Origin of the sequence: Pseudomonas sp. NPDC089534, from assembly GCF_044749305.1 — a bacterium.
Lineage (GTDB): Bacteria > Pseudomonadota > Gammaproteobacteria > Pseudomonadales > Pseudomonadaceae > Aquipseudomonas > Aquipseudomonas ekonensis.
In genome coordinates, this window is the sequence record NZ_JBIVHR010000121.1 from 1 (window position 1) to 15,158 (window position 15,158).

At 64.9% G+C, this 15,158-nt stretch carries 16 protein-coding genes and 1 pseudogene; 13 read left to right on the top strand and 4 right to left on the bottom strand.

The window, feature by feature from the left end; translation table 11 throughout:
- On the bottom strand, nucleotides 1-789 hold a 789-nt coding region (locus ACIP0B_RS25460; protein ID WP_400837232.1), incomplete at its 3' end, for a dipeptidase.
- A 235-nt stretch (nucleotides 790-1,024) separates the two neighbouring features.
- Here ACIP0B_RS25460 and ACIP0B_RS25465 point away from each other — a divergent pair.
- The 4 genes from ACIP0B_RS25465 (at nucleotide 1,025) to ACIP0B_RS25480 (ending at nucleotide 2,578) form a co-directional block, all read left to right on the top strand.
- On the top strand, nucleotides 1,025-1,426 hold the full coding sequence (locus ACIP0B_RS25465) for a lysozyme inhibitor LprI family protein (RefSeq protein ID WP_400837235.1): 402 nt from the start codon (nucleotides 1,025-1,027) through the stop codon (nucleotides 1,424-1,426).
- 141 nt (nucleotides 1,427-1,567) lie between these two features.
- The gene (locus ACIP0B_RS25470; RefSeq protein WP_400837238.1) at nucleotides 1,568-1,822 is read left to right on the top strand and encodes a type II toxin-antitoxin system RelE/ParE family toxin; all 255 of its coding nucleotides are present in this window, start codon (nucleotides 1,568-1,570) and stop codon (nucleotides 1,820-1,822) included.
- Entirely contained in the window at nucleotides 1,806-2,129 is a 324-nt protein-coding gene (locus ACIP0B_RS25475) for a helix-turn-helix domain-containing protein (protein ID WP_400837241.1), read from the top strand. The genes ACIP0B_RS25470 and ACIP0B_RS25475 overlap by 17 nt, the downstream gene beginning before the upstream one ends.
- A 32-nt stretch (nucleotides 2,130-2,161) precedes the next feature.
- The gene (locus tag ACIP0B_RS25480; protein WP_400837244.1) at nucleotides 2,162-2,578 is read left to right on the top strand and encodes a DUF3010 family protein; all 417 of its coding nucleotides are present in this window, start codon (nucleotides 2,162-2,164) and stop codon (nucleotides 2,576-2,578) included.
- A gap of 154 nt (nucleotides 2,579-2,732) precedes the next feature.
- Here the strand turns inward: ACIP0B_RS25480 and ACIP0B_RS25485 are convergent, their stop codons facing one another.
- Nucleotides 2,733-3,677, bottom strand: coding sequence for a GlxA family transcriptional regulator (locus tag ACIP0B_RS25485; RefSeq protein ID WP_217894696.1), 945 nt, complete (start codon nucleotides 3,675-3,677; stop codon nucleotides 2,733-2,735).
- A gap of 193 nt (nucleotides 3,678-3,870) precedes the next feature.
- Between ACIP0B_RS25485 and ACIP0B_RS25490 the strand changes: the two genes are divergently transcribed.
- From ACIP0B_RS25490 to aac(6'), 7 genes are all read left to right on the top strand, one after another.
- Complete coding sequence (locus ACIP0B_RS25490) at nucleotides 3,871-4,815, top strand: choline ABC transporter substrate-binding protein (protein WP_400837249.1); 945 nt, start codon at nucleotides 3,871-3,873, stop codon at nucleotides 4,813-4,815.
- Nucleotides 4,816-4,890: 75 nt separating this feature from the next.
- Nucleotides 4,891-5,778 (top strand): 3-keto-5-aminohexanoate cleavage protein, encoded by an 888-nt coding sequence (locus ACIP0B_RS25495; RefSeq protein WP_400837252.1) that lies wholly within the window; start codon nucleotides 4,891-4,893, stop codon nucleotides 5,776-5,778.
- Nucleotides 5,779-5,916: 138 nt separating this feature from the next.
- Nucleotides 5,917-6,882 carry an L-carnitine dehydrogenase gene (locus ACIP0B_RS25500; RefSeq protein WP_400837255.1) on the top strand — a complete coding sequence of 322 codons (966 nt, stop codon included), beginning with the start codon at nucleotides 5,917-5,919 and terminating at the stop codon, nucleotides 6,880-6,882.
- A 141-nt stretch (nucleotides 6,883-7,023) separates the two neighbouring features.
- Nucleotides 7,024-7,500, top strand: coding sequence for a thioesterase family protein (locus tag ACIP0B_RS25505; protein ID WP_400837257.1), 477 nt, complete (start codon nucleotides 7,024-7,026; stop codon nucleotides 7,498-7,500).
- Between the two features lie 24 nt (nucleotides 7,501-7,524).
- Nucleotides 7,525-8,688: a gamma-butyrobetaine dioxygenase gene (locus tag ACIP0B_RS25510; RefSeq protein WP_400837259.1), complete on the top strand. Its 1,164-nt coding sequence runs from the start codon at nucleotides 7,525-7,527 to the stop codon at nucleotides 8,686-8,688.
- 361 nt (nucleotides 8,689-9,049) lie between these two features.
- Nucleotides 9,050-9,313 carry a hypothetical protein gene (locus ACIP0B_RS25515; protein WP_217894691.1) on the top strand — a complete coding sequence of 88 codons (264 nt, stop codon included), beginning with the start codon at nucleotides 9,050-9,052 and terminating at the stop codon, nucleotides 9,311-9,313.
- A 54-nt stretch (nucleotides 9,314-9,367) separates the two neighbouring features.
- Nucleotides 9,368-9,814: an aminoglycoside 6'-N-acetyltransferase gene (gene aac(6'), locus ACIP0B_RS25520; RefSeq protein ID WP_400837263.1), complete on the top strand. Its 447-nt coding sequence runs from the start codon at nucleotides 9,368-9,370 to the stop codon at nucleotides 9,812-9,814.
- Here aac(6') and ACIP0B_RS25525 read toward each other — a convergent pair whose 3' ends face one another.
- Together ACIP0B_RS25525 and ACIP0B_RS25530 are read right to left on the bottom strand one after the other, a co-directional pair.
- Nucleotides 9,815-10,918 carry a GlxA family transcriptional regulator gene (locus tag ACIP0B_RS25525; RefSeq protein WP_400837266.1) on the bottom strand — a complete coding sequence of 368 codons (1,104 nt, stop codon included), beginning with the start codon at nucleotides 10,916-10,918 and terminating at the stop codon, nucleotides 9,815-9,817.
- A gap of 679 nt (nucleotides 10,919-11,597) precedes the next feature.
- Nucleotides 11,598-12,974: an L-serine ammonia-lyase gene (locus tag ACIP0B_RS25530; protein ID WP_400837269.1), complete on the bottom strand. Its 1,377-nt coding sequence runs from the start codon at nucleotides 12,972-12,974 to the stop codon at nucleotides 11,598-11,600.
- Between the two features lie 435 nt (nucleotides 12,975-13,409).
- On the opposite strand from ACIP0B_RS25530, the gene ACIP0B_RS25535 reads away from it, so the two are divergent.
- Both ACIP0B_RS25535 and choW read left to right on the top strand, forming a co-directional pair.
- Nucleotides 13,410-14,357, top strand: coding sequence for a choline ABC transporter substrate-binding protein (locus ACIP0B_RS25535; RefSeq protein ID WP_400837272.1), 948 nt, complete (start codon nucleotides 13,410-13,412; stop codon nucleotides 14,355-14,357).
- Nucleotides 14,358-14,423: 66 nt separating this feature from the next.
- Nucleotides 14,424-15,158, top strand: a pseudogene (choW, locus tag ACIP0B_RS25540) (choline ABC transporter permease subunit); the annotation flags it as partial.

Sequence of the window (15,158 nt, forward strand, 5' to 3'; positions counted from 1 at the left end):
ACCCAGGGCCACGGCCAGGACTTCTTCGAGTACCTGGGTGAAGTCGGTGCCGATGCCGATGGCGTCTTCGCCGACGATGTTCATGGTGTATTCGATGGCTTCGGCGTAGTCGTCGATGGTCGAATCGATGCCCTTGGCCAGGAACGGCGCGAACATGGTCACGCCGACGAAGCCGCCGTGGTCGGCGATGAACTTCAGTTCCGCATCGGACTTGTTGCGCGGGTGCTCCTTGAGCCCCGACGGCAGGCAGTGGGAATAGCAGACCGGCTTCTTCGATTCGAGGATGACTTCCTCGCTGGTCTTGGAGCCGACGTGGGACAGGTCGCACATCACCCCGGCGCGGTTCATCTCGGCGACGATCTCGCGGCCGAAGCCCGACAGGCCGCCGTCGCGCTCGTAGCAACCGGTGCCCACCAGGTTCTGGGTGTTGTAGCACATCTGCACGATGCCCACGCCCAGCTGCTTGAACACCTCGACGTAGCCGATCTGGTCTTCATAGGCGTGGGCGTTCTGGAAGCCGAAGAGGATGCCGGTCTTGCCCAGCTCCTTGGCCTTGCGGATGTCGGCGGTGGTGCGCACCGGCATCACCAGGTCGCTGTTCTCGCGGATCAGCTTCTGGCTGGCGGCGATGTTGTTGACCGTGGCCTGAAAGCCCTCCCACACCGACACGGTGCAGTTGGCCGCCGTCAGACCGCCCTTGCGCATGTCTTCGAACAGCTCGCGGTTCCATTTGGCAATGATCAGACCGTCGATAACGATGCTGTCGGCGTGTAGTTCGGCTGGGCTCATCAGGCTGTCCCCTTATTGGCGATTCCTGCGCCGAATCGTCTGCCGGCGCTTTGGGGCCAGCATATGCCTAGGGCCCGGGTCGTTCCGGTGCAAAAACGACAGGGGAATCACCGAAAGCGTCAATCCGCGACAAAGGGTCGCCGACCGGCCCGACCGGCCACCTGTTCAAGCCCGCGAGCTTGAGCCAGAATCTTGCGCATCTCGCACACACCACTGGATTAGAGCGGCGACCCCAATGAAATCGATCTTCCTGGCCCTGGCCCTGATTGCGACCGGCGCACACGCCGCCGAAGAGTCCGACAGCAACCCGTGCGACGCGGTGGAAAACGACGTCCAGACCCTGGAATGCTCCACCTACAGCCGCACCACCGCCGAAGACCTGCTCAAGGACAACTACAAGAGCCTGAACGAGCGCATGCAGACCGCCTACGGCAAGAACGCCGGGCAACTGGCCGACATCACCGCCAAACTCAAGGCCGCCCAGCAGCAATGGCTCAAGACCCGCGACGCCGACTGCGCCGTCGAGGCCTTCCCGGCCACCGAAGGCAGCAAGGCGTTCAAGATCGCGCAGAACGACTGCGTGGCGCGGATGAGCGACGAGCGGTCGGAGTTTCTGGAGTCGATCGGGCAGGAGTGATACCGATCGATGAAGGGCCAGCCTCCTGGCTCCCACAGTGTTTTGGTGTGGTCTGACACACGCCGTCAAATGTTGTTTATTGGCCATCTGAAGAACATAAGCAAAGATTCGCAAATCTTATAAAAGACTTATATTCTTCCCATGAACAGCATTCACTGGACTCGAAAGGCCGTTAAGCAACTCTTGAAATTGCATTCCCTTCATCAGATCCAAGTGCGTGATGCGGTCACGGCACTCGCCGACATGCCCAACGTCGGTAATGTCAAGGCACTGGCTGGCCATGACTACGCTTACCGGCTGCGTGTCGGTAGCTATCGGGTCATGTTCGACTGGGATGGCGAGATCAGAGTGGTCAGCATCCAAGAGGTTAAGAAACGCGATGAACGCACCTACTGACATCCAAATCATCAACGACGCCGACGGCAAGCCTGCCTTCGTGGTCATCCCCTACGCGCAATACATCGCACAGAGCATCCAGCCCGACCTGATACCCCATGAGGTGGTCAGTCGAATGGTTGACGGGGCCACACCTGTCCGCGCCTGGCGCGAACACCTCAACCTTACGCAGGAAGAAGTGGCCAGGCGCATAGGCATCACGCAACCGGCATTCGCCCAGCAGGAAGCGGTCGCGAAGCCGCGCAAGGCCACCCGCGAGAAGATCGCGGCGGCATTCGGCATCACCGCCGCTCAGCTGGAGCTGTAAGCTGCACGCCTCAGGCCAATCAAAGGATTCACATGAACATCTGCGGCATCGAAATCAAAGGCAGCGAAGCGATCATCGCCGTGGCGTCCCTCGACGGGGCGAGCCTTCACCATGTTGCGCTGGGCACCAAGAAAATCGCCCTCGACGATGACGACGAGACCGCCAACGTCCGGCTGTTCGCCGCGCAGGTGGCGTCGTTCGTGCGGGAAAACGCCATCGACCGGATCGCGATCAAGAAGCGCAGCAAGAAGGGCGAATTCGCCGGCGGGCCGACCACGTTCAAGATCGAGGGGGTGTTCCAGTTGCTGGACGGCTGCGAGGTGACGCTGCTCTCGCCGCAGACCGTCAACGCCCAGGCCAAGAAGCACAACGTCGAGCTGCCGGGGACGCTGAACAAGTATCAGCACGAGGCGTACAGGACGGCGTGCGCGGCGCTGCTGAAGAAGTGACCTTTCCTTCCCGGCCACCGCCGGTCAATTGTGGGAGCCAGCCTGCTGGCGATGGGTGACTGTCAGGCACCGCCTTGTTGCCTGATCCGCCGCCATCGCCAGCAGGCTGGCTCCCACAGTTTTGGCGGTGCCACAGGGTCTTGCGTGCGGCCGCTCAGGCCTGGGCGGTGCGCCGGTCTTCCCTCGGGCAGCGGGCAAACCGTGCCCGGTAGCTGCGGGTGAAATACGACGGTGATTCAAACCCGCAGGCGATGCTGACCTCCAGCACGCTCATGTCGGTCTGGCGCAGCAGTTGCCGGGCCTTCTCCAGCCTCAGCCGCAGGTAGAAATTGCTCGGCGTGTCGTTCAGGTGCAGCCGAAACAGGCGCTCCAGCTGCCGTCGGGTCACCTTGATCGATTCCGCCAGCTCCAGGGTGGTCAGCGGCGGTTCGCTGTGCTGCTCCATTTCGCCGATCACATGCACCAGCTTCTTGTTGCTGATGCCGTAGCGCGTGGCGACTTCCATGCGCTGGTGGTCTTTGCGCGGACGAATCCTTCCCAGCACAAATTGCTCGCTGACCTGGATCGCCAGTTGCGGGCCGTGGGCCTGGGCGATCAGGTCGAGCATCAGGTCGATGGACGCGGTGCCGCCGGCCGAGGTGATGCGGCGGCGGTCGATCTCGAACAGCTCCTGGGTGACGCTCAGCTGCGGATAGGACTCCCGGAAGGCATCGATGGCCTCCCAGTGCAGGGTCAGGCGGTGGCCGTCGAGCAGGCCGGCCTCGGCCAGGACGAAGCTGCCGGTGTCGATGGCGCCCAGGGTCACGCCTTCGTTGTCCAGGCGCCGCAGCCAGTGCTCCAGCGCGGGGGTGGCGAACTTCAGCGGCTCGAACCCGGCCACCACCAGCAGCGTCGCGCCTTTCTTCAGCGGCTCCAGCGCCGCGTCGGCGTTCACCGACATGCCGTTGCTCGCCAGCACCGCCCCGCCGTCGGCGCTCAGCACGTGCCAGCGGTACAGCTCGCCGCGGAAGCGGTTGGCCACCCGCAGCGGCTCTATCGCGGAGATGAACCCGATGGCCGAAAAACCCGGCATCAACAGAAAGTAGAAATCCTGGGACATGGCGCGCACTCGGTGGGCGGGTAGCGTGCAACGTTGATACGCCAGTTGTCGGCGGCATTCAAGAGGACAGGTCGCTGCAGTGCAAGAGTCGGTCGCCGCAGTGCGTTTTCGCCGGCGCGTTGCTGCGTAGTTTTGGCATCACCGGCGCAACAGACACCGGGCCCCACAATAACGACCTGCCGAGGAACCCGACATGAAACGACTGATCAGCCGCTGCGTGCTTTCACTCAGCGCCACCGCTTTGTTGAGCACCGGCGTCATGGCGGCCGAGCCCGCCGCGTGCCAGAACGTGCGCATGGGCGTGGTCAACTGGACCGACGTGATCGCCACCAGCGCCATGGCCCAGGTGCTGCTCGACGGCCTCGGCTACAGCACCAAGCAGACCAGCGCGTCCCAGCAGATCGTCTTCGCCGGGATCCGCGACCAGCGCCTGGACCTGTTCCTCGGCTACTGGAACCCGCTGATGACCCAGACCATCACCCCGTTCGTCGACGCCAACCAGGTCAAGGTCCTCGAAGCCCCGAGCCTGAAGGACGCCCGCGCCACCCTCGCCGTGCCGACCTACCTCGCCGACAAGGGCCTGAAGACCTTCGCCGACATCGCCAAGTTCGAGAAAGAGCTGGGCGGCAAGATCTACGGCATCGAACCGGGCTCCGGCGCCAACACCCAGATCAAGGCGATGATCGCCAAGAACCAGTTCGGCCTGGGCAAGTTCCAGCTGGTGGAGTCCAGCGAGGCCGGCATGCTCGCCGCCGTGGACCGTGCCGTGCGCCGCAAGGAGGCCGTGGTGTTCTTCGGCTGGGCGCCGCACCCGATGAACGTCAACGTGCAGATGACCTACCTGACCGGCAGCGACGACGCCCTCGGCCCGAACGAAGGCATGGCCACCGTCTGGACCGTCACCGCGCCGAAATACGCCGAACAGTGCCCGAACGTCAGCCGCCTGCTGAGCAACCTGACGTTCAGCGCCGAAGACGAGAGCCGCATGATGCAGCCGCTGCTCGACCACAAGGACGCCTTCGAGTCGGCGAAGCAGTGGCTCAAGGATCACCCGCAGGACAAGCAGCGCTGGCTGGAAGGCGTCACGACCTTCGACGGCAAGCCGGCCGCCGAGAACCTGCAGCTCACCAGCAAATAGACCGCAACGGACCAACCGTTCCGCAGCCCGCCGCGGGCTGCGGACAGACCCCTCACGCCTGAAGGAAACCGCACCATGAACCACGACGTCATCATCACCTGCGCACTCACCGGTGCTGGCGACACGACCGCCAAGAGCCCCCACGTGCCGGTCACCCCGAAACAGATCGCCGCAGCCGCCGTGGAAGCGGCCAAGGCCGGCGCCACGGTCGTGCACTGCCACGTCCGCGACCCGCAGACCGGCAAGTTCAGCCGTGACGTGGCGCTGTACCGCGAAGTGATGGAGCGCATCCGCGAGGCCGACGTCGACATCATCGTCAACCTCACCGCCGGCATGGGCGGCGACCTGGAGATCGGCCCGGGCGAGCGGCCGATGGAGTTCGGCCCGAACACCGACCTGGTCGGCCCGCTGACCCGCCTGGCCCACGTCGAAGAGCTGCTTCCGGAAATCTGCACCCTGGACTGCGGCACCCTGAACTTCGGCGACGGCGACACGATTTACGTCTCCACCCCGGCGCAGCTGCGGGCCGGCGCCAAGCGCATCACCGAGCTGGGCGTGAAGGCCGAGCTTGAGATCTTCGACACCGGCCACCTGTGGTTCGCCAAGCAGATGATCAAGGAAGGCCTGCTCGACAACCCGCTGTTCCAGCTGTGCCTGGGCATCCCGTGGGGCGCCCCGGCGGACACCACCACCATGAAGGCCATGGTCGACAACCTGCCGGCCGACGCGGTGTGGGCCGGCTTCGGCATCGGCCGCATGCAGATGCCGATGGCCGCGCAGGCGGTGCTGCTGGGCGGCAACGTGCGGGTCGGCCTTGAGGACAACCTGTGGCTGGACAAGGGCGTGCTGGCGACCAACGGCCAACTGGTCGAACGCGCCACCGAAATCCTCAGCCGCCTCGGCGCCCGCGTGCTGACCCCGGCCGAGGGCCGCCAGAAAATGGGCCTGGCCCGGCGCGGCTGACCCACCCCTTTCCCCCTGTGGGAGCGGGCTTGCCTGCGATGAGGCCGGTACGCAGTGGCCTCTTCGTCAATCGACCCGACGCTTTCGCGGGCCGGCTCGCTCCCACAGCTTTTTTCGAGCCCACTTCAGGACATCAGCATGAGCTTTATCACCGACATCAAAACCTTCGCTGCCCTGGGCAGCGGTGTCATCGGCAGCGGCTGGGTGGCCCGCGCCCTCGCCCACGGCCTCGACGTCGTGGCCTGGGATCCGGCGCCCGGCGCCGAAGCGGCCTTGCGCAAGCGCGTGGCCAACGCCTGGGGCGCGCTGGAGAAGAACGGCCTGGCGCCCGGCGCCTCGCAAGACCGCCTGCGCTTCGTCGCCACCATCGAGGAATGCGTGCGCGACGCCGATTTCATCCAGGAAAGCGCCCCTGAGCGCCTGGAGCTGAAACTGGAGCTGCACAGCAAGATCAGCGCGGCGGCCAAGCCGAACGCACTGATCGGCTCCAGCACCTCGGGCCTGCTGCCCAGCGAGTTCTACGAGAGCTCGACCCATCCGGAACGCTGCGTGGTCGGTCACCCGTTCAACCCGGTCTACCTGCTGCCGCTGGTGGAGGTGGTCGGCGGCAAGAACACCGCGCCCGAAGCCGTTCAGGCGGCAATGCAGGTCTACGAGTCCCTCGGCATGCGTCCGCTGCACGTGCGCAAGGAAGTGCCGGGCTTCATCGCCGACCGCCTGCTCGAAGCGCTGTGGCGCGAGGCGCTGCACCTGGTCAACGACGGCGTGGCGACCACCGGCGAGATCGACGATGCGATCCGCTTCGGCGCGGGCCTGCGCTGGTCGTTCATGGGCACCTTCCTGACGTACACCCTGGCAGGCGGCGATGCGGGCATGCGTCACTTCATGTCGCAGTTCGGCCCGGCGCTGAAGCTGCCGTGGACCTACCTGCCGGCGCCGGAGCTGACCGACAAGCTGATCGACGACGTGGTGGACGGCACCAGCGACCAACTGGGCCGGCACAGCATTTCGGCGCTGGAGCGCTACCGTGACGATTGCCTGCTGGCGGTGCTGGAGGCGGTCAAGGCCACCAAGCAAAAGCACGGCATGAACTTCAGCGAATAAGTCCCCTGTGGCGAGGGAGCTTGCTCCCGCCGGGCCGCGAAGCGGTCGCGGAACCTGGCCTCGGGCCTGCTCCGCAGTCCAGCGGGAGCAAGCTCCCTCGCCACACAGGCGCCCGTCACAAACCGAATGTGGAGTTTCCTCATGCCCGCCCTCACCACCTACCAGACCCGCATCCTCCCCGAGTGGGTCGACTACAACGGCCACCTGCGCGACGCCTTCTACCTGCTGATCTTCAGCTACGCCACCGACGCCCTGATGGATCGCCTCGGCATGGACAGCGGCAACCGCGAAGCCAGCGGCCAATCGCTGTTCACCCTCGAACTGCACCTGAATTACCTGCACGAAGTGAAGCTCGACGCCGAGGTCGAGGTGCGCACGCAGATCATCGGCCACGACCAGAAGCGCCTGCACCTCTACCACAGCCTGCACCTGGCCGGCGGCGACAAGGCCCTGGCCGGCAACGAACAGATGCTGCTTCACGTCGACCTCGCCGGCCCCCGTTCGGCGCCGTTCAGCCCGCCGACCCTGGAGCGCCTGCAAGCCCTCGTCGCGGAACAGGCCGACCTGCCCGCGCCGGAGTACATCGGCCGGGTCATCGCCCTGCCCCCCGCCCGGTAAACCCGTCCATCGCAAGGAGCCGCCATGAACACCGTTGCCGCCGTAGCCGATTTCCGTACCTATCCGTTGATCAGCGCGCTGAACGGCGTGCAGCGTCTGGCGGACCGTGTCCTGACCGAATGGGCCGACGGGCGGGTCAGCCCGTTCCACCACGCCTGGCTGCGGGACAACTGCCCGTGCCCGCAGTGCGTGTACAGCGTCACCCGCGAGCAGGTGTTCGAGATCGTCGACGCCTCGCCCTCGCTGGAACCCGCCGCCGCCCGCATCGACAGCGACGGCCGCCTGCTCATCGACTGGCAGGACGGCCACCTCAGCCGCTTCGACCCCGGCTGGCTGCGGGCCCACGCCTACGACGACGAATCCCGCGCCGAACGCCTCGCCGCCTGGCCTAAACCCTTTCTGTGGCGCAACGAGCTGCAACTGCCGGTGTTCGACTACGCGGCCCTGATGGACGACAACGACGCGCTGCTGCACTGGCTGCTGGCGGTGCGCGACATCGGCCTGACCCAGGTGCGCGGCGTGCCCACCGAACCCGGCTCGCTGAAGGCGGTCGCCCAGCGCATTTCGTTCATCCGCGAGAGCAATTTCGGTGTGCTGTTCAACGTGCAGTCCAAGGCCGACGCCGACAGCAACGCCTACACCGCCTTCAACTTGCCGCTGCACACGGATCTGCCGACCCGCGAGCTGCAGCCGGGGCTGCAGTTCCTGCATTGCCTGGTGAACGACGCGGAGGGCGGCGAGAGCATTTTCGTCGACGGGTTCGCCATCGCCGAGGCGCTGCGCCAGGAGGATCCTCCGTCGTTCCAGGCCCTGTGCGACATCCCCGTGGAATTCCGCAACAAGGACCGCCACAGCGACTACCGCCGCCTCGCGCCGATCATTGCGCTGGACGCCTTGGGCCATGTGGCCGAGATCCGCATGGCCAACTTCCTGCGCGGGGCGTTCGACACGTCGGTGGAGCAGATGCCGCTGCTGTACCGGGCCTACCGGCGCTTCATCGCCATGACCCGCGAACCACGCTTTCGGGTGATGCGGCGGCTCAATCCAGGCGAGCTGTGGTGCTTCGACAACCGCCGCACCCTGCATGCGCGCAACGCGTTCGACCCGGCCACCGGGGCGCGGCATTTCCAGGGCTGCTACATCGACCGGGACGAGTTGCTGTCGCGGATCTTGGTGCTTCAGCGCTGAGACCGCGTCTTCGTTCATCGCCAGCAGGCTGGCTCCCACAAGGGCAATGCATATCCCTGTGGGAGCCAGCCTGCTGGCGATGAAACCACCGCGGACTTACCAGCCGGCAGGCAAAAAAAAGCCCCGATGCAAGCCGTGACAGGATCGGGGCGAGGGTACTGTTGAGGAGCTGCCGTGCGAGGGTGACCAAACCTTCGTGAAGCGAGCTGGGATCAGTGTGCCCACTCCCTCGGCCGGCAAGTTAGCCGAAAACGACATGCTCATAGCCAATGTGGACACCGCGACAAAACACCCTTGCCGCGCTTCGGCAGGCCTACCAGAATCGAGCCACGACCTCCGTTGCCAAAGAAGGATCCGCCCCATGATGCATGCCGATTTGATTGATCAGGAAGACCTGCTGGGCCAGCTCAAGGCATTGGGATTCGAGGTGCCTTACGGCGCCACGGCCGAACAGGCCTGCGAGTACGCCGTGCGCGGCCTGGACGACGTGCGGGCCAACACCCTGCGCACCATGGTCAAGCAGATGTACACCAGCAGCGCGACCATCCTGCCCGCCGTGCGCGAGGCCTTCGACAAGCAGCTGCTGCCCGCCCTGGCGCAATACCAGCAGACCCGCAGCGCCTGACACCCCGCGCTTTGCTAGAGTGGTGGCCTCAATGGCCACCACAGGCGAGCGCCGATGTTCCATATCCAGACCTGCCGATCCAGCCGCCAACCGGGATGGCTGCCCTTGCGCCAGGCGCTCTGGCCCGATGCGTCGGAACACGAACACCGCGACGACATCGAGCAGCAATTGAAGGCGCCGCAGCGCTACATCAACTTCGTCGCCTATGACGCGCAGGAGCAACCGGTCGGCCTCGCCGAGGCCTCATTGCGCAACGACTACGTCAACGGCACCGACAGCTCGCCGGTGGTGTTCCTGGAAGGCATCTACGTGGTGCCGCAGCAGCGCCGCCACGGTGTGGCCGCCCGGTTGATCGAGCAGGTGGCGCAATGGGGACGGGAAAACGGCTGCGCGGAAATGGCTTCCGACACCGGCCTCGACAACCTGGTCAGCCAGGCGACGCACAAGGCGCTCGGCTTCGAGGAAACCGAGCGCGTCGTGTACTTCAGGCGCCCGCTCTGATCAGAGCCTCACGCTGGCAAAGGTCGACTCGTTGCGCGCCTGGCTCAGCGCCGACATCGGCCCCGACAGCGGCGACATCACGATGGCCTGCGGCAGCGGCAGCATCGCCACCTGCTGGGCGGTGTTGGAGCCTACGCGCTCGTCGCGCGGCGGAATGCCGAAATACTCGCGGTAGCACTTGGAGAAGTGCGGCGTGGACACGAAGCCGCAGACCGACGCCACCTCGATGATCGACATCGGCGTCTGCTTGAGCAGTTGCCGGGCGCGGATCAGGCGCAGCTTGAGGTAGTAGCGCGACGGCGAACAGTGCAGGTACTTCTGGAACAGGCGCTCCAGCTGACGCCGGGACACCGAGACGTACACCGCCAGCTCGTCGAGGTCGATCGGCTCCTCCAGGTTGGCTTCCATCAGCGCGACGATTTCCTGCAGCTTCGGCTGGTTGGTGCCGAGCATGTGCTTGAGCGGCACACGCTGGTGGTCCTGTTCGTTGCGGATGCGCTCGTAGACGAACATTTCCGAGATCGCGGCGGACAGTTCGCGGCCGTGGTCGCGGCTGATCAGGTGCAGCATCATGTCCAGCGGCGCGGTGCCGCCGGAACTGGTGAAACGGTTGCGGTCGAGGGTGAACAGGCGGGTGCTCATGGCCACGCGCGGGAAGGCTTCCTGCATCGCCGCCAGGCATTCCCAGTGCACGCTGCAGTCGAAGCCGTCGAGCAGGCCGGCGCAGGCCAGGGCCCAGCTGCCGGTGCACACGGCGCCGAGACGGCGCGACTGGCGCGCCTGGCCCTGCAGCCAGGAGACGTGCTCACGGGTCACGGTGCGCTGGATGCCGATGCCGCCGCAGACGATCACGGTGTCCATCGGCGGGGCTTTGTGCATGGAGGCGTCGGGGGTGATCTGCAGGCCGTCGCTGGCCCAGACCTGGCCGCCGTCTACGGTGAGGGTGGTCCAGCGGTACAGCTCGCGACCGGACAACTGGTTGGCCATGCGCAGCGGTTCGACTGCGGAAGCCAGGGAAATCAGCGTGAAATTGTCCAGCAGCAGGAAGCCGATGGATTGAGGCGCACGGTTCTGGGGTTGAGCCCCGGAGTTGAACGACGTCATCGCGGTATCTCCTCACACAAAGCGGGTGATGGCCTCAGGCGGAGGCTCTTGTTATTGCCATCGTTCTCTTGCGCGAGACGGGGCTTTGTTATGACAGAGCAATTGCCGTGCCTGAAATTGAATGCGCGTTCAATAACTCCTGAAAACGACGTCGCGGAGCGTCTATTCAAGACGCCTGACGAAAGGTCATGTGAAGTGCCGTCAGCGGCGGCGAAAGCGCTGCCCCGCGAGGTGTGAGCAGATCGGTAGCACTTGTGGGAACTGGCCTGGGGGCCGCTGCGGCGCAGTGTCACCCAGGGCACGGGGGACGGACGGTCGCGGTCGCGCACGGCGCCGTCCGGGTGGGAATGGTTCTTGTCTGATTGCGACGCGCCAAAAGGTGGCGCGTTTTGTGGCCGGTGCTCACTGGGCGCGCAGTTTTGACTGGTCTGGCGCTATCGCTGGCAAGCCAGCTCCCACAGGTTTTTCGGTCGTTCACAAATCCTGTGCACTCCCGATTCACTGTGGAAGCTGGCCTGTCTGCCCATCACAGGCCTTTGGGGTGTTCACAAATACTGTGCTCACCCGAATAACTGTCGGAGCCGACCTGCCCACCACAGGCCTTTGGGGTGTTCACAAATCCTGCGTTCACCCAAATCACTGTGGGAGCTGGCTTGCCAGCGATGGGGGCAACGCGGTCTCAGCACTCGACCGCGCTGACCGCCAGTCCGCCCCGCGAGGTCTCCTTGTATTTGTCGTGCATGTCCGCACCGGTGTCGCGCATGGTGCGGATCACCCGGTCCAGGGAAATGAAATGCTGCCCGTCGCCCCGCAACGCCATCTGCGCCGCGTTGATCGCCTTCACCGCCGCGATCGCGTTGCGCTCGATGCACGGCACCTGCACCAGCCCGCCCACCGGGTCGCACGTCAGGCCCAGGTTGTGTTCCAGGCCGATCTCCGCCGCGTTGCACAGCTGCTCCGGCGTTGCGCCCAGCACCTCGGCCAGGCCCGCCGCCGCCATCGCGCAGGCCGAGCCGACCTCGCCCTGGCAACCGACTTCGGCACCGGAGATCGACGCGTTCTTCTTGCAGAGGATGCCCACCGCCGCCGCCCCGAGGAAGTAGTCGACGACGTTGGCGTCGGTCACCGCTTCGCTGAACTTCATGAAGTAGTGCAGCACCGCCGGAATGATCCCCGCTGCGCCGTTGGTCGGCGCCGTCACCATGCGCCCGCCGGCGGCGTTCTCTTCGTTGACCGCCAGCGCATAGAGGTTGACCCACTCCATGGCGCTGAGGGTCGAGCCGATCACGTTGGGCTTGTTCAGCTCCTGCAGGCTGCGGTGCAGCTTGGCCGCGCGCCGGCGCACATTGAGGCCGCCGGGCAGGATGCCTTCGTGCTTGAGACCATGCTCGACGCAATCCTGCATGGCCCGCCAGAGCTTCATCAGGCCGGCGCGGATCTCCTCTTCGCTGCGCCAGACCTTCTCGTTGGCCATCATCAGCTCGGCCACCCGCAGGTTGTGTTGCTTGCACAGCTCCAGCAGTTCCACCGCGCTGGAGAAGTCGTAGGGCAATACGGTCTGGTCCAGGTCCACCACGCCGCTGGAGGCCTGCGCCTCGTCCACCACAAACCCGCCGCCGACCGAATAGTAGGTGTCGCGGTGCAGCTCGCCGTGATCGCCTTCGGCGACCAGGGTCATGGCGTTGGGGTGGAACGGCAGGTTCTCGTCGATCAGGCGCATGTCCCGTGCCCATATAAAAGGCACCGACAGGCGACCGTCGAGCAACAGCGTGTGGGTTTCGCGCAGGGCCTGGATCCGCGGGCCGATCTGCGAAGGGTCGATCGCGTCCGGCCATTCGCCCATCAGCCCCATGATCACCGCGTTGTCGCTGCCGTGACCGACGCCGGTGGCCGACAGCGAGCCGTACAGCTGCACCTCGACGCGACGCACCTGCTCCAACAGGTGCCTGTCGCGCAGCGACCCGACGAACAGGGCGGCGGCGCGCATCGGGCCGACGGTGTGGGAACTGGACGGGCCGATGCCGATCTTGAACAGGTCGAAAACGCTGATAGCCATTGCTGCGAAGCTCCTCAAGGATGCCGTTCGGGGGCGCAAAACGCCCGCTGGCGGAGCTGCTACGCTCAAGCTGCGTTCCGCCGGGATGCCCGCATCATCAGGCTTTTCCCGGCGCGCCCGGCGTCTGGCACCGACGCACTCATGTCCACCAACGCCGTGCCGCCTTACGCCCGTTCCTGCGCCGTTTTTCTGCGGTTCAGACACGCCGAAAGGGCCGAAAAAAGCTGTAAACGACGTCACCGACACTGGATGCGACCATCCCTGTACTGGATACGACGCACCCTGTAGGCGTCAGATTTTCACTGGTACATGATCGTTGTGACTCGATTGAAAGGCGCCGCGGTAGAGCTGTCTTCAGAACGCCACCCAACCGCAATCCATAAGTGCGGTGGTCCAATCGGAACACTGCCAAAAAAAACACCAAGGAGTCCATTCATGAAAGGTTCCCCGTCGTTGTTGTTGGCCGCCATGCTGAGTCTGCCGCTGCTGGCTCAGGCCGCCGAGCCGGCGCAATGCAGCACCGTAAACTTCTCCGATGTCGGCTGGACCGACATCACCGCGACGACCGCGACCACCAGCGTCGTGCTCAACGCCCTCGGCTACAAGACCAAGACCACCATGATCTCCGTGCCGGTGACCTACAAGTCCCTGGCCGACGGCAAGAACATGGACGTGTTCCTGGGCAACTGGATGCCGACCATGGAAAACGACATCAAGGCCTACCGCGACGCCGGCACCGTCGAGACGGTGCGCACCAACCTCAAGGGCGCCAAGTACACCCTCGCCGTGCCCCAGGCCCTGTACGACAAGGGCCTGCACGATTTCGCCGACATCGCCAAGTTCAAGAAGGAACTGGACGGCAAGATCTACGGCATCGAGCCGGGCAACGACGGCAACCGCCTGATCCAGAGCATGATCGACAAGAACGCCTTCGGCCTGAAGGACGCCGGCTTCAAGGTGGTCGAGTCCAGCGAGGCCGGCATGCTGTCCCAGGTCGACCGCGCGCAGAAGCGCGACACCGCCGTGGTGTTCCTCGGCTGGGCGCCGCACCCGATGAACAAGCGCTTCAAGATTCAATACCTGACCGGCGGGGATGAGTTCTTCGGCCCCGACTTCGGCGCCGCCACCGTGGCGACCAACACCCGCAAGGGTTATGCCGAAGAGTGCAGCAACGTCGGCCAGTTGCTGAAGAACCTGGAGTTCACCGTCGACATGGAAAGCGAACTGATGGGCAACATCCTGGACGACAAGATGAAGCCTGAAGCGGCCGCCAAGGCCTGGCTGAAAAAGAATCCACAGGTGCTCGATACCTGGCTCGCTGGCGTGACCACCACTGACGGTAAACCTGGCCTGGAGGCCGTGAAAGCCAAGCTGAATCAGTAATCGCTTACGCCGGGCGGGTTCGCCCGCCCGGGCTGTTATTTTCCTTGCATGCGGACGTTCACTACCATGCTGATTGATCAGAAAATCCCTTTAGGCCAGTACATCGCAGGCTTCGTCGAATGGCTGACGCAACACGGCGCCAGCACCTTCGACGCCATCGCCGCGACCCTGGAAACGATGATCCACGGCGTGACGTTTGCGCTGACCTGGTTCAACCCGCTGGCGCTGATCGGCCTGATCGCCCTGCTGGCCCACTACATCCAGCGCAAATGGGGCCTGACCGCGTTCGTGGTCGCCTCCTTCCTGCTGATCCTCAACCTGGGGTACTGGCAGGAAACCATGGAAACCCTCGCCCAGGTCATGTTCGCGACCCTGGTCTGCGTAGTCATCGGCGTGCCGCTGGGCATCGTCGCGGCGCACAAGCCGATGTTCTACACTTTAATGCGTCCGGTGCTCGATCTGATGCAGACCGTACCGACCTTCGTTTACCTCATTCCTACCCTGACCCTCTTCGGGCTGGGTGTGGTGCCGGGCCTGATCTCCACCGTGGTGTTCGCCATCGCCGCGCCGATCCGCCTGACCTACCTGGGCATCCGCGATGTCCCGCAAGAACTGATGGACGCCGGCAAGGCCTTGGCTGCTCGCGTCGCCAACTGCTGTCACGGATCGAACTGCCCCACGCCATGCCGAGCATCGCGGCCGGCATCACCCAGTGCATCATGCTGTCGCTGTCGATGGTGGTGATCGGGGGACTGGTGGGCGCCGACGGACTCGGCAATCCGGTGGTCAACGCAGTGTACA

Excerpts from the sequence above, each read along its gene's own strand:
- ACIP0B_RS25465 (WP_400837235.1), top strand. The coding sequence starts at position 1,025 with ATGAAATCGATCTTCCTGGCCCTGGCCCTGATTGCGACCGGCGCACAC.
- ACIP0B_RS25470 (WP_400837238.1), top strand. The coding sequence starts at position 1,568 with ATGAACAGCATTCACTGGACTCGAAAGGCCGTTAAGCAACTCTTGAAA.
- ACIP0B_RS25475 (WP_400837241.1), top strand. The coding sequence starts at position 1,806 with ATGAACGCACCTACTGACATCCAAATCATCAACGACGCCGACGGCAAG.
- ACIP0B_RS25480 (WP_400837244.1), top strand. The coding sequence starts at position 2,162 with ATGAACATCTGCGGCATCGAAATCAAAGGCAGCGAAGCGATCATCGCC.
- ACIP0B_RS25485 (WP_217894696.1), bottom strand. The coding sequence starts at position 3,677 with ATGTCCCAGGATTTCTACTTTCTGTTGATGCCGGGTTTTTCGGCCATC.
- ACIP0B_RS25490 (WP_400837249.1), top strand. The coding sequence starts at position 3,871 with ATGAAACGACTGATCAGCCGCTGCGTGCTTTCACTCAGCGCCACCGCT.
- ACIP0B_RS25495 (WP_400837252.1), top strand. The coding sequence starts at position 4,891 with ATGAACCACGACGTCATCATCACCTGCGCACTCACCGGTGCTGGCGAC.
- ACIP0B_RS25500 (WP_400837255.1), top strand. The coding sequence starts at position 5,917 with ATGAGCTTTATCACCGACATCAAAACCTTCGCTGCCCTGGGCAGCGGT.
- ACIP0B_RS25505 (WP_400837257.1), top strand. The coding sequence starts at position 7,024 with ATGCCCGCCCTCACCACCTACCAGACCCGCATCCTCCCCGAGTGGGTC.
- ACIP0B_RS25510 (WP_400837259.1), top strand. The coding sequence starts at position 7,525 with ATGAACACCGTTGCCGCCGTAGCCGATTTCCGTACCTATCCGTTGATC.
- ACIP0B_RS25515 (WP_217894691.1), top strand. The coding sequence starts at position 9,050 with ATGATGCATGCCGATTTGATTGATCAGGAAGACCTGCTGGGCCAGCTC.
- ACIP0B_RS25525 (WP_400837266.1), bottom strand. The coding sequence starts at position 10,918 with ATGACGTCGTTCAACTCCGGGGCTCAACCCCAGAACCGTGCGCCTCAA.
- ACIP0B_RS25530 (WP_400837269.1), bottom strand. The coding sequence starts at position 12,974 with ATGGCTATCAGCGTTTTCGACCTGTTCAAGATCGGCATCGGCCCGTCC.
- ACIP0B_RS25535 (WP_400837272.1), top strand. The coding sequence starts at position 13,410 with ATGAAAGGTTCCCCGTCGTTGTTGTTGGCCGCCATGCTGAGTCTGCCG.